General features: G+C 59.0%; 20 protein-coding genes. 1 reads left to right on the top strand and 19 read right to left on the bottom strand.

The genetic code is table 11. The features are described 5' to 3' along the window. The first annotated feature begins 95 nt into the window (after positions 1-95). Entirely contained in the window at positions 96-2,312 is a 2,217-nt protein-coding gene (locus tag QML71_RS01300) for a TonB-dependent receptor family protein (protein WP_282010090.1), read from the top strand. 757 nt (positions 2,313-3,069) lie between these two features. Here QML71_RS01300 and QML71_RS01295 read toward each other — a convergent pair. From QML71_RS01295 to QML71_RS01205, 19 genes are all read right to left on the bottom strand, one after another. Continuing rightward, positions 3,070-3,717 (bottom strand): cation efflux transmembrane domain-containing protein, encoded by a 648-nt coding sequence (locus QML71_RS01295; protein ID WP_282010089.1) that lies wholly within the window; start codon positions 3,715-3,717, stop codon positions 3,070-3,072. 77 nt (positions 3,718-3,794) lie between these two features. Beyond that, on the bottom strand, positions 3,795-4,349 hold the full coding sequence (locus QML71_RS01290) for a GNAT family N-acetyltransferase (RefSeq protein WP_282010088.1): 555 nt from the start codon (positions 4,347-4,349) through the stop codon (positions 3,795-3,797). A 420-nt stretch (positions 4,350-4,769) separates the two neighbouring features. Next, entirely contained in the window at positions 4,770-5,219 is a 450-nt protein-coding gene (locus QML71_RS01285) for a response regulator (protein WP_282010087.1), read from the bottom strand. A 315-nt stretch (positions 5,220-5,534) separates the two neighbouring features. Then, positions 5,535-5,936 carry a hypothetical protein gene (locus tag QML71_RS01280; protein WP_282010086.1) on the bottom strand — a complete coding sequence of 134 codons (402 nt, stop codon included), beginning with the start codon at positions 5,934-5,936 and terminating at the stop codon, positions 5,535-5,537. Between the two features lie 45 nt (positions 5,937-5,981). Then, entirely contained in the window at positions 5,982-6,377 is a 396-nt protein-coding gene (locus QML71_RS01275; protein ID WP_282010085.1) for a response regulator, read from the bottom strand. A 307-nt stretch (positions 6,378-6,684) separates the two neighbouring features. Continuing rightward, positions 6,685-7,053: a hypothetical protein gene (locus tag QML71_RS01270; protein WP_282010084.1), complete on the bottom strand. Its 369-nt coding sequence runs from the start codon at positions 7,051-7,053 to the stop codon at positions 6,685-6,687. An 8-nt stretch (positions 7,054-7,061) separates the two neighbouring features. Further along, complete coding sequence (locus tag QML71_RS01265) at positions 7,062-8,369, bottom strand: sulfite oxidase (protein WP_282010083.1); 1,308 nt, start codon at positions 8,367-8,369, stop codon at positions 7,062-7,064. Positions 8,370-8,469: 100 nt separating this feature from the next. Next, a complete protein-coding gene (ahr, locus tag QML71_RS01260) occupies positions 8,470-9,474 on the bottom strand; it encodes an NADPH-dependent aldehyde reductase Ahr (RefSeq protein ID WP_282010082.1) in 1,005 nt (334 codons plus the stop codon). Between the two features lie 304 nt (positions 9,475-9,778). Further along, positions 9,779-10,087 (bottom strand): hypothetical protein, encoded by a 309-nt coding sequence (locus QML71_RS01255; protein ID WP_282010081.1) that lies wholly within the window; start codon positions 10,085-10,087, stop codon positions 9,779-9,781. 156 nt (positions 10,088-10,243) lie between these two features. Next, positions 10,244-11,782: a glutamate synthase-related protein gene (locus QML71_RS01250; RefSeq protein WP_282010080.1), complete on the bottom strand. Its 1,539-nt coding sequence runs from the start codon at positions 11,780-11,782 to the stop codon at positions 10,244-10,246. 176 nt (positions 11,783-11,958) lie between these two features. Further along, positions 11,959-13,266 (bottom strand): magnesium transporter, encoded by a 1,308-nt coding sequence (gene mgtE, locus QML71_RS01245; protein ID WP_282010079.1) that lies wholly within the window; start codon positions 13,264-13,266, stop codon positions 11,959-11,961. After that, a complete protein-coding gene (locus QML71_RS01240) occupies positions 13,256-14,113 on the bottom strand; it encodes a magnesium transporter MgtE N-terminal domain-containing protein (protein WP_282010078.1) in 858 nt (285 codons plus the stop codon). Before QML71_RS01240 ends, mgtE begins: the two co-directional genes overlap by 11 nt. Continuing rightward, positions 14,106-14,948: a mechanosensitive ion channel family protein gene (locus tag QML71_RS01235; protein ID WP_282010077.1), complete on the bottom strand. Its 843-nt coding sequence runs from the start codon at positions 14,946-14,948 to the stop codon at positions 14,106-14,108. The genes QML71_RS01240 and QML71_RS01235 overlap by 8 nt, the downstream gene beginning before the upstream one ends. A gap of 172 nt (positions 14,949-15,120) precedes the next feature. Next, on the bottom strand, positions 15,121-16,269 hold the full coding sequence (locus QML71_RS01230) for a PepSY-associated TM helix domain-containing protein (protein ID WP_282010076.1): 1,149 nt from the start codon (positions 16,267-16,269) through the stop codon (positions 15,121-15,123). Between the two features lie 39 nt (positions 16,270-16,308). Then, positions 16,309-18,780 (bottom strand): TonB-dependent receptor, encoded by a 2,472-nt coding sequence (locus QML71_RS01225; RefSeq protein ID WP_282010075.1) that lies wholly within the window; start codon positions 18,778-18,780, stop codon positions 16,309-16,311. Between the two features lie 183 nt (positions 18,781-18,963). Continuing rightward, positions 18,964-19,998, bottom strand: a complete 1,035-nt coding sequence (locus QML71_RS01220) for a FecR family protein (RefSeq protein WP_282010074.1) — start codon at positions 19,996-19,998, stop codon at positions 18,964-18,966. 102 nt (positions 19,999-20,100) lie between these two features. Continuing rightward, the gene (locus tag QML71_RS01215; RefSeq protein WP_282010073.1) at positions 20,101-20,652 is read right to left on the bottom strand and encodes an RNA polymerase sigma factor; all 552 of its coding nucleotides are present in this window, start codon (positions 20,650-20,652) and stop codon (positions 20,101-20,103) included. Positions 20,653-21,003: 351 nt separating this feature from the next. Further along, positions 21,004-23,436 (bottom strand): TonB-dependent receptor, encoded by a 2,433-nt coding sequence (locus QML71_RS01210; RefSeq protein ID WP_282010072.1) that lies wholly within the window; start codon positions 23,434-23,436, stop codon positions 21,004-21,006. A gap of 149 nt (positions 23,437-23,585) precedes the next feature. Then, on the bottom strand, positions 23,586-24,596 hold the full coding sequence (locus tag QML71_RS01205; protein WP_282010071.1) for a FecR family protein: 1,011 nt from the start codon (positions 24,594-24,596) through the stop codon (positions 23,586-23,588). Positions 24,597-24,739: the final 143 nt, after the last annotated feature.

Below are 24,739 nucleotides of genomic sequence, written 5' to 3'. Positions count from 1 at the left end.
AAACCTATCATCAATCCCGGGGATAATTTTTTAAAGAGGAGGAGACAGTGAAAACAATCCCAAAATCATGGGTGGGGGTAGCGCTTTTAGGCTTGATGCTTTGGCCGCAAAGTGCCCTCGCCATAGATGAAAAAGAAAAGACCCTGGTTCTGAAGCAGGTCGAGGTGGTGGGCACCAAGGACGATATCAAGGACATCGCGGCCTCGGCCCACCTTATCGAAACGCAGGACATCCTCAAGCACAGCTACGACAACATCGACCGTCTGCTGAGAAAAATTCCGGGCGTTTACACGCGCGAAGAGGACGGCCAGGGCCTGTTCCCGAACATCAGCATCCGCGGCGTCGATCCCGGACGCAGCGCCAAGGTGACGATCATGGAAGACGGCGTGCTCATGGCGCCGGCGCCCTACTCGGCCCCGTCCGCTTATTACTCGCCCACGGCGGGACGCATGAGCGCCATTGAAATCCTGAAAGGCTCCAGCCAGGTGCGCTACGGTCCGCACACCACCGGCGGCGTCATCAACTACCGCGCCACGGAGATTCCGCAAATGCAGTCCATGTTCAGCCGGACCCTCATGGGCAGTTACGGTGAGATCCGCAACCACACCTACTTCGGCGACACCCTCAGCACCGGCAGTGGGCGCTTCGGTTACGTGATCGAAAACTACTACCGGGAGAACAACGGCTTCCGGGAGATCCAGCCCACCGGGGACTTTCGCAACGGAGATAACACCGGCCTCCAGAACCTGGAGCCGATGATCAAGCTGATGTTCGAACCCGGCAGTTCGACCTACCAGCGCTTCGAGTTCAAGTTCGGTTACACGAACCGCGAAGCGAACGAGTCCTACCTGGGTCAGCCGGAAGCGGATTTCCGCAACAATCCGTTCCGGCGGCTGGCGGCGTCGCGCTTCGACCTGTATGATACCGAACAGTACCGCACGCACATCCGGCATTTCATCGAGCTGACTCCGAAGACCAACCTCGTCACCACCGCCTACGGCAGCACCTTCTGGCGTAACTGGGCGAAGCTCGGCAGGTGTACTGATACCGACGGAACAGGCACTACCGCACTGGGCCTCAGTCAATGTATGAAAGATCCAGACGGAAACGCTCTTCTGCAAGGCCAGGGACCCGGCGAATGGCGTTTGACCAACAATAACCGCAATTATTACATGTATGGCGTCGAGTCCCAATTGACGCATATGAAAGACCTCGGCGCCACGCAGCACACCTTCCACGCCGGCGTGCGCTACCATTACGACCAGATCCGCCGCTTCCAGTGGCACGAGTTCTACAACCAGGACGCCAATGGCTTCATCAACAGCCAGGCGGTCGGTCCGAAAGGTGGCGCTGGCAACCGCCGGCAGAAGACCACCGCGCTGGCGTTCAATGTGGACGACCAGATCAGGTGGGGCAGCTGGACTTTCAAGCCCGGCGCGCGCTACGAACAGCTCTGGCAGAAGTTCGAGAACTTCGACAGCGGTGACTCGCGCGACCGGACCTACGGCGTGTGGGCCGCGGGCGGTTCGCTCGACTACCGCTTCAACGAGTCCACCAACGTCTTCGCCGGCATCCACCGGGGTTTCTCGGTACCGGGTCCGAGCGGCGCGACCAAAGTGGGCTCAGAACAGATCGAGGAAGAAACCAGCATTGGCTACGAGCTGGGTACGCGTTACAACCGGCCGGATCTCGGTTTCCGCACGGAAGTCATCGGCTTCTGGACCGACTTTGACAACCTGATCGGGATCAGTAACCTCGGTGCGGGCGGCGGTGGTGGCACCGAAGTCGAGGACGTGGGTGAAGTTCGTACCCGCGGCATCGAGTTCATGGTGGAGTACGATCCCAGCGTGGTCGGCCAGTGGTCGGTCCGCAACCCGTGGTACTTCACTGCGACCTACACCGACGCCGAGTTCCGCCACGCGACCGGCCCCAACAGCAGTGCCGTCTTCAAGAACGCCGCCAAGGGCAATGAGCTTCCGTACATTCCGGAGATTCAGTTTGCGGTGGGCTCGGCGCTCATCTGGCAGGACTGGACGCTCAGTGTTGACGGCCAGTACATCGACTCCACCTTCGGCACCGGCGACAATTCTACTAACGAATTGGACGGTGCCACGGGAGACGTGCGCTTCGGCAAGACCGACAGCGTGTTCCTGCTGGATCTATCGCTGGCACATCAGTTGAACGAGCACGTGAACCTGTTCACGAACTTCCGCAACGTGACGGATGCGACGTATCTGGCAGGACGTCTGCCGGAAGGCCCGCGCGCGGGTGCGCCGTTCCAGATGTTCGGAGGTATCGAGATCACCTACTGAGGAGGGACTTCCTTACCCGGCGGCCCCGGATCCCCTCGCGGGACCCGGGGCCGTTTTTTTTATTGAGAAAAAAAGCAACCCATAGATTCCTCGCTTTCGCTCGGAATGACACGCCGGGGCCTGAATTGTCATCCTGAACGAAGTGAAGGATCTATGGGTTTTCTTTAATAAAAAATGAACCCCCGATGAACACAGACCCGGCCAGGCCGGGAGCGAACAGGGGAATGCTCCCTGGGCGAACGATGGCCGGTGGGCCCTATTCCAAATATAATCTGCTTCACCCGGGCCACCCGGTCCCCCCTTGTAAAGGGGGCCAGGGGGATTCTTCCTCTGTTATCCTTCACGCAGTGAAGGATCTCGATGCTTTTCCAGCATCATCATCAAGAGTCACCTTTCGCTTGCGCTCAAGGTAACCAACCGAAAAGGGAAAAACCCCCACATCCTGACCTCTCACTCTGGAGTGCTTCCGCCAGGGGAGAAGGAACCTCAAGCGCCCCCTCCCCTTACCAAGGGGAGGGCAGGGGTGGGGTTGCCTTTTGCCTGCTACGCCCTAACCGATGATTCGTTATGAATGCCAAACGAACACCAAGGAAAAAAGCTCCAAAACCTCCCCTCGATCCCCTCCTTGGTAAGGAGGGGGGGATAATTAAGAAAGGATTTTTTGGGCATCATCTATTTTTTATCTGTGTTCATCGGTGGTTAATAATTTTTGTTTTTTTATTGGTATGTCCGTGTTCATCGGTGGCTGGCTCTTCCATCAGCAACACCCACCGGAAAAGTCGTCGCGCCGGACGGCGCGCACGGTGTCGATGCCCTCATGCACAATCAACCCGCCGATGACGATGGCCGACAGGCTGTCCGCCCACCACAACATCGGCGACAACAGGAACAGCAGGCTCCCGGCGAACAGCACCGCCGACAACTGGATGCAGGCCAACGAACAACGCGCGTCTTTCATCATGGTGGCGCTGTCGAGTTCCCGCGCCACCCGCACCTTGGCTCTCCACAAGTAGAACATGAAACTCAGGCTGACGGCGGCGATGACGAATCCGGGAAGCGTTGTATGCGGTTGCGCGTGCGCGGCCCATTGAAAGCCGGAGGCGAGAATGGTTCCGGTCCCAAGCAGTAAAAACAGGACACCGATGCCGAACGTGGCGCTGCGTTCTTTCTTCAACGAAAGCGCCGCGTCCAGCCCCTGCTCGCCTTGGAAGCGCCACAGCACCAGCGTCGCCGAAAACACTTCGATGAAACTGTCGAGCCCGAACCCAAGCAGCGCGAAGGATTCTTCTTCCACGCCAAAGGCCACCGCCACCATGCCTTCCAGCAGGTTGAAGCCGATGGTGAACCAGGCAAGGAACACCGCCTTGCCGATGGGATTTTGTGTCAGAATACGAGAAGATAACATCTCTTCATTTATATCGAAAATCGGCCCGATTTTCACTATCTGAGGAAAACGCAGTGAAAATCTCCCTTTATTTCACTCTATGGGGTGCGGCCGAACCTTCGCATACAGGTGCTGGTCCAGCACGCGATTCTCTTTTTCACCACGCTGCATTGCAAAACCCCTTCCAGCACGAATCCGGCTTTTTCCAGCACGCGCCTCGACGCGGGGTTGCCGGCGAACACGGCGGCGAACACCCGGATGAGGTCTTCGTGCTGCAAAAGGTGGTCGGCAAAACCCTGTACAGCTGCGGTCATGATGCCCTTGCCGTGGTACGGCTGGGCCAGCCAGAATCCCAGTTCCGCCGCATGCCGGTTGACGTCCTGTCCCGGATGGTAACCAATGGTGCCGATGGCTTCCCGATCGGTGGCGATGGCAAACGTGCGCGGCGGGTATTCGCGGCTGGCCTGATCGATGAAGTCGTCTGCATGCTGCTGTGTGTAGGGATGCGGAAACCAGTCGCGCAGTTGTTGCCAGATACGATAATTGTTCCCGTACTCCGCAAGGGCCGCGGCGTCGGCAGGCGTGAAGCGCCGGATGCGGTAGCCCTCGAACGTCAACAGCGGAGCGCTGAACGGGAAATACTCGGAAGCCATGTCATTTGCCGGGAAATTCGATTGATCTAACCGCTGATAAAGAGCGGCGGTGATGATCGCGGGAATCGCGGGTTGCATTTTCTATGGGGCCTAAACGGACACCGCCTGGCCCCTGCCCACGCACAGAGCCGTGGTCGCGGAATACAACAAGGTGTGTGACGGCGATCCCGACTGCCGCCTGTGAGTGTTCGGCGAGCGGGCGTTTTCCGCCGAGTATTATATGAAGGGAAAAGCGAAGCGGACGGAACGGGTGAACTTCCTGCTTCGTGCCTCGCGTAGGAAGAAACGCGATTTCGTCGCGGCGCGCGATCAGCTGCTCGACCGCCTGCACCCGTCCGAAAAGAAGCACCTCAAATCCGTCGCGCGCTTCGGCGAACTCGCTCTGTGGCGGGGTCGAGCGTTGAGAGGCAGGGGCTGGGCTCAGAGCATTTCCCTCCCGGACACATCCTTGAATCGCAAACGGATTGGGTTCTGTCCTTCTTCAACGAAAACGAACCTGCTCAACTCCCGAATCACTTGCGGGACGCGCATGAAGTCCTTCGTTTTGTCGAAATGCCAGTTGGCCCCGGCTTCCAGACACTGCTCCCGGCAATGGCCACGGCACGGCGCGTCTGAGCAATTGCTGAAAGCGATCAAAAAGGTTTTGGGCTTGAATTCCTTTATGGTTTTAATGAGAGGCAGGCCCCATTCATCCGAAAAATGGGGGTCGATCACCACACATTCCGGCCCGTTTTGCAAAGCCAGATGTTTCGCTTCGTCGGCCTTCTGCGCTTTTTCAATATTTAGATCCGATATATCGACTGAAAATCGGATCAACCCTTCCATTAAATCAAGCAGACTCTCTTCATTGTCGATCAGCAGGATATTCATAGCCGCCTCCATAGGTTTACGGAACGAGATGCTTTGAGCTGAACAGGGTTTTATGAAGATTTTGCGCTTTTCGGATGAGGGGGTATTGTAGCATTTAATCAATATCTGCTTACAGCCTGTAACTGTCTCCAATGGGCATTTTTCAGTGTGGTCCAAGTGAAAGTCCATATTTTTCAAAGGTCGGCTTTCGGGAAATTCCGGGTTGAGGCGGGGACCCGGAGTTTGGAACACAAGGTCATCATAAAGCGGAGGGTCTTTGAGCCAGGGCAAGCGGTGGCAGGGGTCATTACTGCCTCCTCCCGGCGGCGCAGGGAGTCACCGATCGCAGACGCAGGCGGACCAGGATTTTTGGATGAGCGACCGGTACTGCCCTGACACGGTTTCGTAATAGAACGTGGGTTCGAGCGTCAGCGTGTACCAGGCACCGCTGGCGGTGATGTACCACACCTCGCCCAGCTCCGGCCTCACCTCCATCCGTTCCTCGCCGGAAGGCAGGTACTCAACCGCGCCCTTCTTCGGATGCGCAAAGCGGGACCCGTCGGCATAGCTGAACACCACGCCCAAACTCGGATGGGTCTCCACTTCAATCGCCTGTTCAACGGGCGGCTCCACCGGCATCTCCGAACGGGCGTTGCCCGCACTCCCTATAATCAATGAGACCGCCGTCAACACGGCACAAACGGGTTTGATCCACCACAACTGCATTTCCTTATTCAATGGCAGGATTCCTTTCGAAGAGTTTATGTTGAAGAGAAGAGACTTTCAGCAGACGGCGGCATTGCGCTGGCAATCGCGCACCATTCCCGGAATACCGAGCAGGCCTTTCGTTTTGTCCACGTGATGGTTCACGCCGAATTCACGGTAACGATCGCGGCAGTACAGCGAGCACAAATCACTGCCGCAGTTGCAGAGGACGATCACCGTCGTGCGCGGTCGCACTTCCCGGATGGTTTTGATGAGAGGCAGGCCCCACTTCTCGGAGAACCGCGGGTCCATGACCACGAGATCGAAACCGTTCTGCAATGCCAGTTGCACCGCGTCCTCCGGCTTGTTCGTTTTTTGAATGCTCCAGCCGTTCCCTTCCGGGGAGGCGAACCGGATCAAATTCTCGAGCAGGTCGAGAACTTCGGATTCTTGGTCGATGAGCAGAATGTCCACGGCGAACCTCCCAAAATAGGTTATGTTTTGATAATGATTTTCATTATCATATTAAAAGCGGTCCCTGTCAACCGGTTTTTATGAATTCAATTCATTGAAAAATAGGGTGTTGCTTGCTACAGACCTGAAAGCGAAGAAAGAGCTCGTGGGGGATGGCCCGGGTTTCTTAGCCTGGACGGATGTTTTGATTGGGGATAAGTGGAGGTTTATGAAACAAAAAATTCAATATGCCGGAATTAATGGGAGGGTCTGGAAACCTGTCTTTGCCTTCTCCGGAGTCACCCTGCACTGAAATATTTAAGGACTCTCACAGCGGGTTCGGCGGGTACTGGTATTCGTACATCGGGTTGGGGTGGAGGGCGGCGTCACCTTGCCCGCTGGGGGCACCGGGTCCCTGGTGTTTCGCCAGGTAGTCGAGTATGGAGTTGCGCACCTCCGGCTCCAGCTCCCACAGCCCCTGCTCTTCCTGCATCCAGGTAATGAGCGCATCCCACGCGCTTCGGCTCATGCGGTTTTGCAGGATGAGCGCGGCATTGTGGCAGGCGGTGCAGTTGGCGATCACCGCGTCGCGTCCTTGGCCTTGCGGCAGTCCGGCATTGGGATCGTCTTCCTGCGCCCACAAGCAGGGGGCGACCAACAGAACAAGCACGCAAACCAGCAACGCGACGGTTCGCATCGACAGCCTCATTGCACGGTCACCGCGATGCGGTGCATGGCGTTGTTGAGGTAGCCCGAGGGGTTCCATCCCGGCACCACCATCGGTTGCATGACCCCTTCCTCGTCGGTGGCCCGCGCCCACACTTCGTAATAGCCGGGCTCGGGAAACCGCACCTGCGTCTGCCAGCGTTGCCAGGCGTAGCGGTTGACCGGTTCTTTCAACGGCGCACCCTGCCAGGTCGCGCCGAAATCGATCGACACGTGCATGGCCGCCACCGAGCGGTCGCCCGCCCAGGCGTGGCCGCGCAGATTCAATACCTGGCCCTGTTTGAGTACGATGCCTGTCTCCGGGGAGGTGATGAGGGATTTCACCGGCATCGATTCGATGATGGTCATGTCTTCCTGTGGCACCTTCGCGCCCGGTTGCACCGGATAACGCGGCACGCGGTACTTGTCCATCTTCATGCCGTCGTGCACCCGATCGCGCACCCAGATGCGGCGCAGCCATTTGGGCGAGGTCGAACCCGGCCAGCCCGGGGTGACGAGCCGCAACGGAAACCCGTTCATCAACGGCAACGGTTCGTCGTTCATCGCCCAGGCGATCAGCGTGTGTTCCTCCAACGCCTTGGCGATCGGCGTGCCGCGCGAGATGGAAGCTTTATTCGGATCGCCGGACAGGTGCAGGTCGGCGCCGTAGTAGCCGGTGTACACGGCGGAGGCCTTGACGCCCGCCGCCTTCAGCACATCGCCCAACCGCACCCCGGTGAAACGCGCACAACCGACTGCACCGAAGCGCCACTGATTGCCTTTCGCCGACGGATAAAACCCGGCGCGTCCGTTGCCGCCGCATTCGATCTGCAAGGCGAAGGTGTGTTCCTTGAATTTGTGCTGGAGATCGGCGAGCGTGAGGGTGAGCGGCCGGTGTACTTCGCCGTCCACGGTGAAACTCCACGCGCCGGGAGTGTCGGTGGCGACGGGCGGCAGGCCGTTGTTGCGCACGAAGAAATGTTCGTTCGGGGTGACGTCGGCGTCGAGCCAATGCGGCGGCGTCTCGGCATTGACCGGACGCTCGTTGTGCACGATCAAGCCGCTTTTGCCTTCGATGACCGGCGCGCCGCCGGCATCCGCCAGCGCCACCGGGATGAGGCCCTGCGGCATGAAGCGCGCATACGGAATGTGCGCGCCCACGGTGAGCGCCATGAAGGCGAGTCCCGTGTCCTTCAGAAACCCGCGGCGGGAAACCGGATCGGCCTCGCGCCCCCACAATTCCCAGTCGGCCTTCTCAGGATCGGTGTCGTAGAGTTCAAACAGACCGCGTTCTTTTTTACCGGGCATGATGTTCCCCCTGATCGGAAGCCAACCTCCCCCAAAGAATAAAGCTTTTTACGGGAAAAATAAAAAAATAACGCTGCGAGAAAACGTCATCGGGGTCCGGTCAGTCATGACTCAATACGATGCGGTAACGCACGTTGCCCTGCTTGAGTTTTTCTATCGCGTCGTTCACCTTGGAGAACTTGAACTGCTCGATAACGGGTTTGATGCCGTGACGTTTGCAGAACTCCAGCATGGTGGCGATGGTGGCGGGGCTCCCTACCGGCGAACCGGAAACCGAACGTTGCTTGAAGATAAGAGCAAACACTTGCAGATCGAGCGGCTCCAGCGTGGCGCCGACGAAATGCAATCGTCCGCGCGGTTTGAGCGTGTTGAGATACAGGTTCCAGTCGAGCTTCACGTTGACCGTGGAGAGGATGAGGTCGAACGACCCCGCCGCGGCTTCGATGGCTTTCGGGTCACGCGAGTTGATGACGTGATGCGCGCCCAGCTCTTTTGCTTCCTTTTCCTTGGCTGAGCCGGAGGTGAACGCCGTCACCTGGCATCCCCATGCGTTGGCGAACTGAAGCGCCAGGTGGCCCAGCCCGCCAATGCCGATGACGCCGACGTGGTCGGTGGGCTCGATGCCGAACTGCACGAACGGATTGAACACGGTGATGCCGCCGCAGAACAGCGGGCCGATGGCGGCGAGGTCCATGCCGTCGGGCAAAGGCACCACGCTGTGTGCGCGGGCGCGGACCTTGTCGGCGAAGCCACCGTGGTGGCCGACGATCGTCTCCTGCGGCGCGTCGCACAGGTTGTGGTCGCCGCTGTGACAGTATCCACACTCACCGCAGAATCCCGCATGCCAGCCCAGTCCCACGAGTTGGCCCACTTCGAGATTGCGCACGGCGTCGCCCGTTTTCGCCACGCGGCCGACGACTTCGTGCCCGGGGACAACGGGATATTGCGTGATGCCCCAGTCGTTGTCGATGATGCTGACGTCGCTGTGGCACAGGCCGCAGTGCAGGACGTCGATCTCCACTTCGTCCGGTTGCAGTGCGCCGGGATCGTATTCGAACGGTTCGAGCGGCTGGCCCGCTTCTTTCGCGGCGTAGGCGTTGATCATGTCATCGGTCTCCTGAAATAAAAAGTTTCTAACATCATTCGGCTGAGAGAAAATAAGGAAAGGTTTTGAATCCCCCTCATCCTGACCTTCTCCCGCCAGGGGAGAAGGGACCTTTAACACTCCCTCTCCCTGAATGGGAGCACTCACGGAGTGACGGGCTGGGGTGAGGGTGAACAATGAAATCTCTTTATTCAAACACTCCAAACCATCGCTCGCCCTCCGGGGATATCCCAAATAAAGTTCCCGCGTTGGCCCCGTTCGTTCCACGCCGTGCGTGGTTCGCTCCACGCCGGGCGTGGCCCGGTCAGTCTTCGGCCATGGCTTCGGAGAATTCGAGGATCAGGTTGAGTGCGCCGACGACACGCACCCGGTCCTTGTCCAACCCATCCATATCTTCGATCGACTCTTCGGAACCGCTTTCCTGCAACACCTCGCGCACCGTGCGTGCGTCCGGCAGAACGCCGTCGAGGCTTTTGAACGCAATCATTTCTTTCCTTGCGACTTCGACAATCTCTTCGTAACTCTTGACTGCGTGGATGGATTGGTAGGTTTGCAACCCTTTGGGAATCTGACTCGAATACTCACTCAATATGGGATGGACGCTGCCTGCCATGACGATGCGATCTCCTCTATAACGTTCGAATTCCGTGCAGAACCAATGCCTGCCGCGAATCCGAGAATTCTCGAAAATGAAAACAACCGGTGCTGCCGGTCCCGGGATTATGGCAGGATTTCATGCCGACGTAAATATTGTGCATCCATCATTCCATCATAAATGCGTGCTGACGCCACTGAACGGAATGCCGGAGAGGTCGCTCATTTCCCGCTTCCACGTGGTGAGGTCGGTTTGCGCGAACTGGTTCAAATGCTCGTGACCGCAGGCGCGCGCCATGACCTGCATCAGATCCACCGAAGCATTGAGAAACCGCGTCAGCCGTTTCGGCGCTTCCTCCGTATCCAGAATTTTACGGCGTTCCGGGTCCTGCGTGGCGATGCCCGCCGGACAGTTGTTGGTGTTGCAGATGCGCGCCGCCACGCAACCGATGGCCTGCATCGCCGCATTGGACAGGGCGATGGCGTCCGCGCCCAGCGCCAGCGCCTTCACGAAATCCGGCGGCGTGCGCAGGCCGCCAGTGACGATGAGCGTCACATGGTCGTAGCCTTGCTTATCCAGGTAATGCCGGGCGCGCGCCAGGGCCGGGATGGTGGGCACGGAGATGTGGTTGCGAAACAACAAAGGCGCCGCGCCGGTGCCGCCGCCGCGTCCATCGACGATGATGTAATCGGCGCTCGCCTGCACGGCGAACTCGATGTCCTGCTCGAGGTGCTGCGCCGAGGTTTTGAATCCGATGGGGATGCCGCCTGTGATCTCACGCACGCGGTCGGCGAAGTTTTTAAAATCGGCCACCGTGTGCAGGTCGGTGAAGGTTGGCGGCGAGATGGCGTCCTGTCCCGGTTTCAGGTTGCGGATTTCGGCGATGCGTTCGGTCACCTTGTTACCGGGAAGGTGGCCACCGGTGCCCGTCTTCGCGCCCTGCCCGCCTTTGAAGTGGAACGCCTGCACTTTTGCAAGCAATTCTTCTTTATAACCGAACAGGGCCGAGGCCAGTTCGTAAAAGTAACGCGAGTTGTTCTCCTGTTCTTCCGGCAGCATGCCGCCTTCGCCAGAGCAGATGCCCGTGCCCGCCGCTTCCGCGCCCTGCGCCAGCGCCACTTTCGCTTCCTCCGACAACGCGCCGAAACTCATGTCCGATACCAGCAGCGGGATTTTTAACGTGAGCGGTTTTTTAGCGCGCTTACCGATCACCACCTCGGTGCCGACCGCGACTTTTTCCTGCAACGGTTGTTTGTGAAACTGTCCGGTCAAAATCTGGATGTCGTCCCAGCGCGGCAATTCCGGCGCGGGCACGCCCATGGCCGCGATTTCGCCATGCGCTCCCATCTTACTGAGTCCGTGCTGAGCGAGTTCATGGATGAAGCGGACCGTCGGCTCTTCCTTCGTCGGCTTGGGTGTGGGCGTGTCACCTGCGGATTCGGTGTCCGCTTCCTTTTCTTCTTTCGCATCGTCGGGCAGGGTGGAATGGGTGCCGTCGCAGTACGGCGGATTCTTCGTGTGCTTGCACATGCACAGGTAGGCCTTCTCGGTTTTGTCCGCCTTGAACACTTTGGGTTCGAAGGACGTGTCGCGGTGCGAGCCGTCGCAGTACGGCTGGGTTTGAGATTTGCCGCAGGCACACCAGGCGTAGGTTTTGCCTTCTTTCAATTCCACTTCGACGGGTTGGGTATCCGCGACCACCGGTTTGTCCACGACAACCTCCTTGCAAAAATGAAATGGGGTGAATGTCATCAGTGTATCAAGGCTCGCCGATCCGGGCCAATGTTTATGCGCCGTCGTGAGGCCGGATGAATTCTTACAAAACGACCGGTTTTATATGGAAGGACGAAGCGTTTGAAACGTTGAGGACCCCGTGAAGCCCCGGAAAATTAAAGAAATCCGGAAAACAGGGTGGCGATGCCGAGGAAGGAAAAGAAGCCCATGACATCGGTCACGGTGGTGAGGATGATGGACGACGCGGTGGCCGGGTCCTGTCCCACGCGCACCAGCACGATGGGCACCAGCGCCCCCGCAATGCCGGCGATGACCATGGACAGGATCATGGAAACACCGATCACGCCGGTCAGACCGATGGATTGGCTCCACACATACACGCCGAGGCAGGTGGTGGCGCACACGCCGATGCCGTTCATGAATCCCGCCTGCGCTTCCTTCCACACCACGCGCGCCCACTGGCGGGTGGTGATCTCGCGGATGGCGAGGCCGCGCATGGTGACGGCCAATGCCTGCGCGCCGGTATTGCCGCTTTGCCCGGCGACCACCGGCAACAGCACGGCCAGCGCGGTGAAGCGGGCGATCATGTCCTCGAACGCGCCGACCACGGCCGCGGCGAGAAACGCGGTGACCAGGTTGATCTGCAACCACGGCTGACGTTTGCGCACGGCGAAGGCGGCTTTCGACAGGGCGCGTTCATCACGGCTGGCACCCACCATCGCCTGCATGTCGGCGGTGGCATCTTCCTCCACCGCCCGCACCAGTGCTTCCTGCCAGATGACGCCGAGCAGGTCCCCCTTCATTCCGACGACCGGAACGCTGTGGAACCGGTACTTCTCAAACAAATCGACCACTTCCTCCTGGGGAGTCAGGGCTTCGACGAATGCGGCGACGGGACGTTTGAGTTCGTGCAACGGCTGGTCGAGCCGGGCAGCCACCAGACTCTGCAGGCTGATCTGACCGGTCAGGGCGTGGCTATCGTCCTGCAGGAACAACGTCGGCTTGGGTCGATGGCCCGGTTGGCGCAACCGCTTGAAGACCTGATCGACGGTCAGGGTTTCAGAAAACAATTCCACGCGCGGGTCCATCATGCTGCCCGCCATGTTTTCCGGATACGCCCTGAGCGCATTGAGTTCTTTTTGCACCGCCGGGTTGACGCGCTGCAAATAATCCGCGGCGCGGTCATCCTCCATTTGATGCAGGATGGCGACCATGGCTTTCGGGTCGGTGGCCTCCATCAACTCGATGATGGGGCCATCGTCGAACCGGGGCAACAGCGCGGCGGCAAAGGAAGGCGGCAGTTGTTCAAACACGCGGGTCAGCGTGGCCTGCGGCATCTCGCCCAGCATGGCCGCCGCCGTTTCCGGTGCCAGTTCTTCCAGTTGCCGGGCGGCGGCGAGAGGATGCCGTTGCAGGTATTGCCGGTTCAAAGCCTGGATGGCAGCGTTGGCATCACCGGTCATGAGCGTTTTCCTTGGAAGGGGGTGGTTTGGGCGGCTCCAGGAAAGGCAGGGCCACCATGCCGCGCACCCAGGCGCTGGTGGCGAGCAGGAACAGCGGCACCATGCTTTCGAACAACGACGTGTCCACGCTTTCCTTCTTCACCGTCTCCAAGGCCTCGCGCATCTGCTCGACTTTCAGCAGGCCTTCCACCTCGTTGTTGACATTGACGACGGGCAGGGCGTTGGTGTGATGCCAGGCGTCCAGCGATCGCACCGAGATCAACGGCGCCTGCACCAGAACCGGCTCCACCCTGGGGTCGAGCAGACTCGTTACCGGATGGTTCGGTGGTTCATGGATCAGCCGTCCGAGTTCCACCGCACCCACGTACTGGCCGTTGTGCTGCATGACAAAAAAGTGATGGCCCTCGCTCTGCCCGATCCGGCGGAAATGGTCCAACGCCTCCTGCACCGTGGTGCGATCGGAAACCATCGGCAACGACACCGCCATCCAATAACCCACCGTATCCGGGCGAAAGGTGATCTGGCGGCTCAGGGTTTTCTGTTTTTTCTTGGGCAGGTTGTGCAGCAACTGCTGGCGCAGGGTTTCGTCGCTTTGACGCAACACATGACAGGCGCGAAACGACGACAACAGATCGAGCCGTTCCGACGCGGCCTTGGGCGACAAGTGGATGAAACATTCGCCGAGATACCAGGGGAACAACTGATCCATGACCCGCGCCGCCTCTTCCGCGGGAAGGGACGCGAGGTACGCGGCGGAATCCGCCGGACCGAGTTCCTCCAGCACGCGCGCGGCGTCTCCGGCGTGGCCTTTCAGGTAGTGCCGGGTGAAATGCAGTGCGTCACTCATTGTTTTTTTGACCGATCAATTGTTCCATCGGTTCCTCTTCAAACAGGTGCGCCGGCAGCACCAGTTTACCTTCTTCGGTGGCCAGCACCACGGAAGTCGGCGTGAATTCCAGGATCACCCCTTCGCGCTTGCCCCAGCGCACCCGCTGGCCCAGCTCATACTGCTTGTGCACGAAGTGAGCGCCGATCAGATTGCTGACGAACGTGCGTCCGCCCAAGCCGAAGGCCAGCGCAAGGCTGCCCAGAAACGCGGCGGCACCGATGGCAATGAGCGTGGAAAGAAACGAAACCTCGATGCCGATTTGATCGAGCCCCACCACCAGCGCGGTGATCAGGGTGGCCCCTTGGGCCAGCGAACCGAGGAGGTTCGATTGCGGCAGCCCCGCCGAGGTGGCGGTGGTGGTGGTCAAATCGCGCACCAGCACGCTCAACAAAATTCCGGCAATTAAAATGATGCCGCCTGCCAGGAACGTCGGCATGTACGTGACCACCTGGCTGAGCCAGGCCGACACGGCATGCAAACCCAGAATGTCCGTGGCGAACTTGACGAAAAAAAGAATGACCGCCCAGAAAATGATTTTCCCAAATAAATCGAGAGCGGGATGCGTTGCCTGCAAACGCACCCCCGTCTGCCGTTTGAGCGGCGTGCGGCTCAACATCCGGTCCAGCACTTCGATGGTTTTCACACATCCGAGCTGCGCCAATCCGGCAACAATCCAGCCTGCTGCCAACAACGCAGCGGCACCCAGCAAATTCGGCAGGTAATGAATTACAGATTCCAGAACAGGAAGGCTTGCCGCTTTGAGTTCCTGGAACCAGGAAGTGATGGTTTCCATCGTGCGCGCACCTCGTTGATTTGCGGGGAAGACGTTATGATAACATCGAGGAACGAAATTTGAAGTGAGTGCCCGAAACAAATCGCACTCAATTCATTATCATTGTATCCAAATGGGGTTTGATTGAAAGTCAAAAGGGAGGGAAACTCCCTTTTGCCGCGGGAAGGATGTTCTACGACGATATCTGCGGATCGGGCAAAGGGGGAGGCCGCATTTTTTGCGACGGCCGGGAACGCCGTCTTCTCCAAAACAGGAAGCCGCTGATGAAAAGCAGCGCCGGACTGAGTCCAACGGCAACGGTGAAAATGCGACCGCTCTCTCCCCAGAATCGTCCGATGTGCAGCGGGTACTTGAGGTCGGAGGCGACCTGCCCGGACGAGGCCTGACGGTAGCTGTGCACCATCATCGCGTCTCCCGTTTCCGGATGCAAGGCGAGGTAGGTGGAACCGTTGGGATGCGGGTTTTCATCGAACCGCATGCGCAGGACAAACGGCGCGTCGGGAGTGCGCGGCAGACGCAGGAAGGTGAGCGTGGCCTCCGGCAGGATCGATTGCCCGCGCGCCATCAGTTGTTCCGCGGACAGGGAGTTGTTGACCGGGGCCGTGAGGTTCGGCGGGAGGGTCCGCATGGGTCCGCCCAACACCGACTCCAGCGCAACGTTGACGGCTTTGTGAAACACCATGCCTGCACCGGTGGCGATGCTGAACACGAGAAACCCGATCGACACGATGCCGATGAACCGGTGCAGACGAAACGCCTTGCGCACGCCGGTTTCTTGCCACCCGATGCGGAACGCGCCGGACCAGCGTCCGCCGCGCGGCCACCAGAGATACAGCCCCGTGCCCAACAGCACCAGCGCCACCAGACCAATGGCGCCCATCACCGTCTCGCCGGTTTCGCCCGCGAGCAGGTGCACGTGGAGATCGTGCAGGGTTCCCATCAACCCGTCATGATCGCCGCGCATACCGAGGAGGCTGGCGGTGTACGGGTTCACATACACCTTATGAATACCGCCGGCCTCGCGAATCCACACTTCCATCGAATGCTGCGGTGCGCGCGGCAGACGCACGAGACCGATGAGCGCGTTCGGATGCGCCTGCCGCACCGCATCCAGGGACGCGTCGATGCGGTGCGGGCCGCCTCCCGGCTCCACCCGCCACAGATCCGAATTCAGCGCGTGGTCGATTTCCTTGTGGTACACCAACAGGCTGCCACTCAATCCCGACACCACCATCACCAGTCCCACGGAAAACGCGAGTACCAGATGAACACGCCGCACCCATTGCCGCAGGCGCTGGGATGAGGCAGGCGACGTTTTCATGACGAGAGGGCTCCGTGAGAGTGACAACGTTTTACAGCATTACCAGTCGAGACTGTAGGCCAGCGAGACCGTCTGCCCCTGGGCCTCGGTAAAAGAAACGGTGCTGGCACCGGCCTGATTCACCAGAGGAACATAATCGGTATTGAGCAGATTCTCAATACCCAGTGTCAACTTACCGGGCCCCACCCGCGCACTGCTGTAAAAATCCAGCACCGTGTAGTCGCGCACGGTGGCGCCGCCGAACTGCGTGCTGTTGGGATCACGATTGCCGGAATGCACCATCTGCAGGCGATGCTTCCACCAGTCGAACATATTATAGTCGGCATACGCCGTCACCTTGATCGGCGGGATGCGGTTGGACGGCAGATCTTCCTCGAATGATCCGTCGTCGTCCAGGTCCACTTCGCCGACAACCCAGGTGAAGGAACTGCCCAGCGTCCAGATGTCGTTGGGCCGCACATCCACCGCCGCCTCCACACCATAGATGCGTTCCGGCTGTTTGCGGATTTCCAATGAGTTGGTGAACGTGGTGCCGTTGTCGGATTCGCTGTAAAACCCGGTGATCGATCCCTTGATCCAGCCGAAGTTACCGCGCACTCCCAACTCGTAGTTGTCCACGGTCTGCACTTCCGACTGAAGCGCTTCGGCGCTGGTGGAGGTGCCGTCGCGGATGGCGCGACCGATGTCCGCCAGCGAAAAGCCCTGCGCGAAATTGGCGAACACTTCCACCCCTTCCTGCACAAACACCACCGCACCCACATTGGCCAGGGTCTCATTGAACGTGAGGTTGCCGCCACGGACGAAAATGGCTTTGCGGTTGACCACGTCGTTCACATCCAGCCAGATCGATTCGTGACGGAACCCGCCGCGCAACATGGCCCATTCCTGAATGGGAATCTGCAATTCCAGAAAACCGGCCAGCGCATTTTGTTTCATGAGCGGCACGATGGTCGGGCCGTCGATGCCGTTCTGGATGGTTTCATCGCGCAGGAAGTCCACACCCCAGATGGCGGTCATCGGAATATTGCGAACCTCGAACGGTGTGTCAAAGGTCGTCCGCGCACCGATTTTTTCCGACACAATTTCCGTCTGCGCGAATCCCGGAAATTTGGCGAAGCGCGCCGTCAGATCGTTGTAATACAACTGCGCGTTGAGGGCACTTCCGAACAGATCCTTATCGCGGAAGCTCAACTGCATGGTCAGGTTCTCCGTGCCGGGGTCCTTGGCATTTCGATTGCCGCGGATGGCAGGGGTTTTGACGTCGTTGGACGGATCGCCGGTGCCAAATGTGAAATCGGTATCCTGCAAAAACCGAAAGTAGTTGACCATGAACTCGGCCCGCTGACGGCCGCCGTTGAAATCGTAGCCGACTTTGCCAAGCAAGTTCGCGTCGTCCGTGTCGGCGAGACCACCCTGCACGCCCAGCGGGTCGGGCGGAATGCGGTCACCGTCGGCATCGAACAAGCCGGAATTGGCAATGAACTTGCCATTGATCAGGTAATCCACCTTGTCACGCCGGCCGGATACCTGATGATTGGTTTCCCACGCGAACGAATCGCTGGGATGGGTGGAGGAGAAGCGCAGGCCGAACCGCGAACGCGCGTTGAACGGTCCGTCTTCCGGCTTGCGGGTGATGATGTTGACCAGACCGCCCGTCGCGCCGAAACCATACGCCGGGGTGCCGCCGCGCACCACCTCGATGCGCTCGATGGCCTCGGCGTTGATCGTGTTGAGATCGCGGCTGGCGCCCCGCAACGGTGCGGTCTGCGGAACCCCGTCGATCAATACCAGAAATTTGCGGCCGCGCAGGGTTTGCCCGAACGTGGACAACGCCTTGGAACTGGGACTCATGCCGGGGATGGTCTTGCCCAGGATGCTGCTCAGGTTGCGGTCGATCTCAATCTGCTCCTGAATGGTTTCTTTTTCAACAACGGAAACCGACTGCGTCAGTTCCGAAACCGGCGTTTCCGTACGCGTGGACGACACCACCACTTCCTTCAAAACGTTTTTCTTGTCGTCGCCGGACTGGGCGACGACCAGTTTCTTCGACGGGCCCGTGGATTCCGAGTCCGGTCCTTCCGCCTTTTTGATCACCGTCACTGTGTTGCGGCCTGTAAACTCAAAATGCAGGTCACTGCCTTTCAGCAACCGCTTCAACGCCTCCTCCGGAGTGTGATCGCCCGCAACACCGGACGTGCGCACCGACTCAACATCGCCGCTGGTGTAGGCAATCTGCACGCCCGACTGTTCGAAGAACTGGCTCAGAGCAGAGCCCAGCGGCTGCGGGTCAATGTCGAATTGGGTTTTGGATTGATTCGCGGATGTTTCGTTGAGCGCGGACAGAATGTTTTGAGACGCGCCAGCCGGATGGGTGTCTCCGGCATGCACCGGGTTGGCGGCCAGCATCCATCCACCGGCCAACGCCATAGTCAGCAGGATGGCTTTGCTTTTAAACTGGGTGCGCCCCGGGAACAGAATGCGGCGCGGGTGCGGGGGTGTTCTGAATTGCATCGATCTCCTCCTTGGCCTTCATGTGCCTGCGTCTTTCGCCGCCCGGAGGCGGGGTTCCCGTTGAAGACGCAAAAAATGTTTCCCGAATTCAGGGAGTTTTATATAAGACGGGTGGGAGTGCGGTTTGCCCAACCGGGGCTTTCAAAAAAGTTTTGCGGTTCCCGCGGGTCCCGGCAAGGGCGGTCAACGCAGGACGAGGAGGTAATCCGTGATGTGCGTGGCGTGAAGGCCCTGGGTGGAAGCGAGAGCCAGAATGGCGTTTTTCGCCTGGTCCACATGAAACAGGCCACTGACGGGTTGCTGTGTGGCATGTTCGCGCAGGATCAACACCCGCCCGGGATAATAGGCGTCCAGCTTTTCGACCGCTTTGGCAAACGGCATGTCATCAATCACAATACTGCCGCGCGTCCAGGGCAACGCGGCATGCACATTCACTTTCCGCACCGCATGGGAGGGCGACCCGGCGAGGTAATCGACGGCTTGCCCGGCGGTCAGGTGCACGGCCTGCGCCGTCTCCGCAACCGGCAGGAAGGGTTGCGATGGCGCGTACACTGCCACCTCGCCGCTCAACACCGTCACCTGCAGATTTTCTTTTGAATGCGAAACAGCGAAACGTGTGCCCAGCACTTCCACCACGCCGTTCTCGGTGGTCACGCGGAATGGACGCGATGCGTCGCGGCGGACATCGAACAGCACCTCGCCTTCCAAAAGTTCAATGTGGCGAACACCGTTTTCATAACGCACGTTGAGGGTCGTGGCGGTATTGAGGTGCGCCGTCGATCCGTCCGGCAATTCCACCTTGCGCAGCTCGCCTTCCGCCGTGCGGTGATCCGCAAACCAGGCGGCACCGAACTGCGCCCACAACACGAACAGACAGAAGCAGGCGGCGGTCCAGCGAAACACGGCAAATGGTTTTTTACGTTGAACGGCCGGAAGACCCACTGCCCATTCATTGGCCGGAGACGAACGGCACGCTGAAAGAGAATCCCCCGTCTCTTCCTGCAAAGAAGAAGCAAATGTTGCCTTGAGCGCTTCCAGCTCCTGCCACAGCCGCCTTTCCTGCCGAAAGACGTCGCGGTGTTTCGGGTCCGCATGCAGCCATTTTTGAAAACGGCGGGCTTCCGGTTCCGTCATTTCCCCTGAAGCCAGACGCACCACCCACTGCCGCGCTTCCTGCGGGGATTCATCTGGGGGAGCTTTATCTTGATCCGATACCATTTTCGCGCACACTAAAAAAAAATGAACCGGCGACACGCCTCGCCACCGGCGTTGGGTATTTCGAATGCCCTCAATAAATAAGACGAGTGAGGCCGCGCATTGTCATACCCCGCTTTTGCTTTTTCGTTGTGTTTCCAGACGGTCGCGTGTCGCGGCCAGGTGATCGAGCACCCGCCGGATGTGTTTTTCGACGGTAGTGACCGATACCCCCACCTCTTTTGCAATGGCGCGTTGCGGCTTGCCCGCGAACCGGTTCAGGTAAAAAATTTTCCGGCTGAGCGGCGGCAACTCCTGCACCGCTTTCTGGTACAGCTTCAATTCCCAACGCGCGAGAGCCTCCCGCTCCGGTGTCACCTTGTTTTCGGAACGGATCAGCACGTCGCGGCATTCGCGCAGCAACTCCGCCCGGCGGGCTTCTACACGAATGTGATCGGTGGCCAGGTTGGATGCGATGCGAAACAAATAAGCTTTGCGGTTTTCAATGCCGGTGGGATTTTTGATCTTCAACAGGCGCAGATAGACTTCCTGCACCAGGTCCTTCGCCGCGAACCCGCACTTCAGACGGTGAGACAGAAACCGGAGCAGATCCGCCTCGTATTCGTAATACGCATTGAGCAACGCTGAATGATTCATGTGGTCCGATTGCAATCCCATGCGATCCATTTCCGCGGTGCATTCCGGGCGGTGAGCCGGAGAAGGAGCCTGTCCTCAACCTTCCACCACAAGCAAAACGCGGCTTTTATCATCAAAAACAGGTTGGGCGGAATCACCCACCCTGAATTGGTTGATAATAATAATGGTTTTCATTTTCAATATAAACCCGCAGAAGTCAACAACAAAAGGCGCTGGGTCCGGTCTTTTCTATTTTTCTGCAAAAAAAGAATGAGGGCTCGGGCAATGAATTCAATCCATTGCTACCGAGCCCTCGTCTCGACGCCCTAGAGCGAAACTCCCTGGAAGGAGGACACGGAGGTTCCGCCGCCGGGCTGTCGGGCTGTCGTCACCTCACCACTTGAAGGAATATGTGGCGCTGATGGTACGGCCCGATCCGGCTGAAAAGCGATTGCCGCCTAAGTTATAAAACTGCGAAATCGTTGGGAAGTACTGCTCATCCAGCAGGTTCCGGATGCCCACGCTCAACGAGCCTGTTTTGAAGGCGAAGGTGCTGAGCGCATCCACCAAAACAAAGTCGCTCACCGTGCCTTTACCGAATCCGGTCTGCCCATGGAAGCGGTCACGGTTGCCGGAATACAGCATTTGCAGACGATTGCGCCAGTCGGGTAAGGTCTGGTTCTCGACATAGCCGGTCACCTTGAGCGGGGGGATGCGGTTGCCCAACATGTGGGAGTCAAAATTCCCGTTGCTATCGGAATCCAGTTCTCCTTCCATCCAAGTCAGAGTTCCACCCACCTCCCACCGGTCAAACGGCTGCGTGTCGAAAGAAGCTTCTATACCGTAAACGCGCTCCGGGATACGCAATATCCCAATGAGAGCGGTCGGCGAAGTCGGGCTGGTGAGGCTCGTGCCAAAATCGGATTCGCTGTAGAACAGAGATACCTCTCCCTGCACCTTGGACCAGTTGCCGCGCACACCCACCTCATAGTTATCCACCACCTGCGCCTCCGGCCGGATATTCTCCACCGAGTTGCCAGCGGTACTAATGGTGCGCAGGACCCGGCCGATCTCAGGCACCGTGAACCCCTGCGAGAAGGAGGCGAATACGCTGAGGGCCGGATCCAAAGCATACGTCAGACCCGCATTGAACACCGCACGCCCGTAATCCAGATCACCGCCCACAACATCGCTACCGCTTACGGTGGTGAAATCGTCAACCGAAAACAGGATCTTCTCGTAGCGGACGCCCCCGTGAAGCGTCAAGTCTTCAAACAAGACAACCTCGGCTTGCGCGAACGGGCCAACGGTCCACTGCTCCATTTCGGGCGTGAAAAAGGTCCCATCTTCAAAAGGCTGTGACGATTCTTCATACAGCACGTCCACGCCCCAAAGCAGACGGCCAAAGGAGGACACCGGCGTCTCGACATCCAAGCGTCCACCGTACCGCTGTGAATCTATGAAGCTTTGCCCGGATGTGAAAAGCCCAAAACGCGTCCAGTAATCGCGATAATAGAGCTGAGCCTTGACAAGGCTTCCCATCACATCCTTATTACGATAGTTAAGGTTGACTTGCAGGTTCTCCGTTCCCATCTTCTTCCCCCCCGGATCACCTGGGACCGCAGTGGTCTTTTGCACACCCGTTATACCGCCCTGCCGAATAAAATCCGTGTCCTGCTGGAGTTTGAAGAAGTTAGTGGAAAATTCGAACCGTTGCCGGTCATCCGGATCGTAGCCCAGCTTGCCGAACAGGTTATAGGAGTCGGAGTCCGCTATCCCTCCCTGGCCGTTGGGATCGGGAGGAATTCGATCGCCGTCGCCATCGAAGAAGCCGCCGGTCTGCTCACCCGTCGCGCTTAAAATGTAATCGAACTTTCCCTTACCCCCTTCCACGCGTTGAATCAGCCGCTTGCGGAGGCTTTCGCCCACATCGACAGGCTGGAAGCCGACCGTCACATCCGTAGAGAACTTCACCGGCCCTTCACCTGGACTCTTGGTGATGATATTGATAACGCCGCCGGTACCTCCCAGGCCATACACACTGGTGGAACCGCGCAACACCTCGATGCGCTCGATGGCCGAGGGGTCAATGGTCCTCAAATTCCGTTGGCCGTTACGAAGCTGGATGGTCTGCGGTACGCCGTCAATAAAGACCTGCAGATTTTGTCCCCGCAGGGTTTGGCCCACCTCGGTATTCCCCTCGGTGCTGGTCCCAAGGCCCGGTACGGTTTTGGCAAGGATGTCGCCCAGATCCGTCGTCAAGGCTGTCTGTTTCTCGATCTGCTCCTTGGTGACGATGGTCACCCCCTGGGGCGAGTCAACGAGAGTCCCTATGCCACGGGTTGCCGATACCACCACGGGGGGCAGGAGTTTCCCCTCTTTATCCGCACTCGTTTGCTTGACGGTTACCGTCTTTCCATCGGCAAAGGTATAAGTGAGGTCGGTGCCCGACAAAAGTTTCTTCAACGCCTCCTCGGGCGCGTGATCGCCGGAAACGCCCTGGGTCTGAATCCCCTTGACGAGGTCGCTTTGGTATAGGATCTGGATTCCCGACTGGCGGGAAAACTCCACCAACGCCGATTGCAGGTCCTGCGGAGGAATGCGGAAGCTGCGCGCGGGACCGGCTTGCGCCACCAACAGGCCATCGCCCGGCGTTTCCATTTCGGCGGAAATTGTGTGGACATCGGTTTCCGCATCCAGCGCACCTGCCTGAACGGGAGCCAGAGTGAGAAGACAAACCGCGAGCATGCCGGGAACCCAGGCGCCCCGCCGATGTTTGAAGCTGTGAGTTTTACTTTCGTCAGGGGACAGCGTAGTCCATAACATGATCGCGAACACTCCTCTCATTTCAAGTCAGCGGGTAGCTGGAATTTTTCCAGCATTAAACGTTAGACCCGCAAGTGGAGTGTTCCCTGACCTTGGAATTTCAATTAATTTTATTTTTGTGAGGAGAACTGCGTGAAACGAAGGGAGGATCAACCCACGGCAAGAATCATTACGAGGTAATCGCTCATGTGGATCACCCGCGCCGGCAGGGTTTGTTCGAGCGCATCGAGGGCGGGGTCGATGCGCGCCAAATCGATGACCCCGGTGAAACGGGTCTTGGCAATCGCTTCATCCATCAAAAGGATGGAACCGCTGCGGTAGCGTTCCAGTTCGGCGATCACCTCGCGCAGAGGGCGGTCGGTGAATATCAGCTTGCCTTGACGCCAACTGATGGCTTCCTGTTCGTCCGCCGTGCGGGTGGCGATCTCCGCTTGGCGCGGCTGGTACTCCGCCGCCTGTCCGGGGGACAAGCGCACCTTGGAACGCTGCGCGGGAACATGCGCTGCGGACGTTTCGTTTTTCAGCACCTCCACCGATCCCGACACCACGGTGACCGTGACGTTGCGGCCCCGGTCGAGCACGTTGAAACGCGTGCCGGTGACGCGCGTGATGCCGTCGCCCGCCGCCACTTCAAACGGACGCGCGGGATCGTGCGCGACATCGAAAAACGCTTCGCCGCCGAGCAGGCGCACCCGGCGATGCCCGGCATCGAAGTCCAGCACCAACGCCGTGTCGGTATTGAGGTGCACGCGCGAGCCGTCGGGGAGCATCACCTGCCGCGCTTCTCCCGGCGCGGTGCGGTGGTCGGCCTGCATCCAGACCAGGGCGTCCGTGCCGCCCCACGTCACCCAGAACGCGAGCAGCAAACACGCCGCCAGCGCACCCCAGCGCACTGCACCGTCCAACGCCAACTGCGGAATGAAACGCTTTCCGGCAGGACGCGGCAACGCTTGCGGTGGAGACGCCGTTTTTTTTGCGGGACGAGGATCGGCCACCTCACCCAGACCTGCCCACAACGATTCTATCTCACTGTAGGCTTTCCGGTTTTGGGGATGCCGCACCAGCCAACGGCGAAAAGCCGTGCGATCGGCTGCCGTCACCCGGTCGGAATGGATGCGCGCAAACCAGGTGGCGGCTTGCTGAGCCAGTTGTTCATCCACGGAATTTCCGGGTTCGTCGTGAGGGATCATGAGGGCATGGTGCCAGAACGGAACAAATCAAGTCAACCGCGCAACCCGGCATACACCTGCGGGCACGCTCCTTAATGAGTGAGACTTCAGGAATCCGAAAACCCCTGACTTCT

The sequence above is a fragment of the Nitrospina watsonii genome, from assembly GCF_946900835.1.
Taxonomy (GTDB): domain Bacteria; phylum Nitrospinota; class Nitrospinia; order Nitrospinales; family Nitrospinaceae; genus Nitrospina; species Nitrospina watsonii.
Note: the sequence above shows the minus strand (reverse complement) of the source record. Positions and strands in the feature narration are given on the sequence as shown.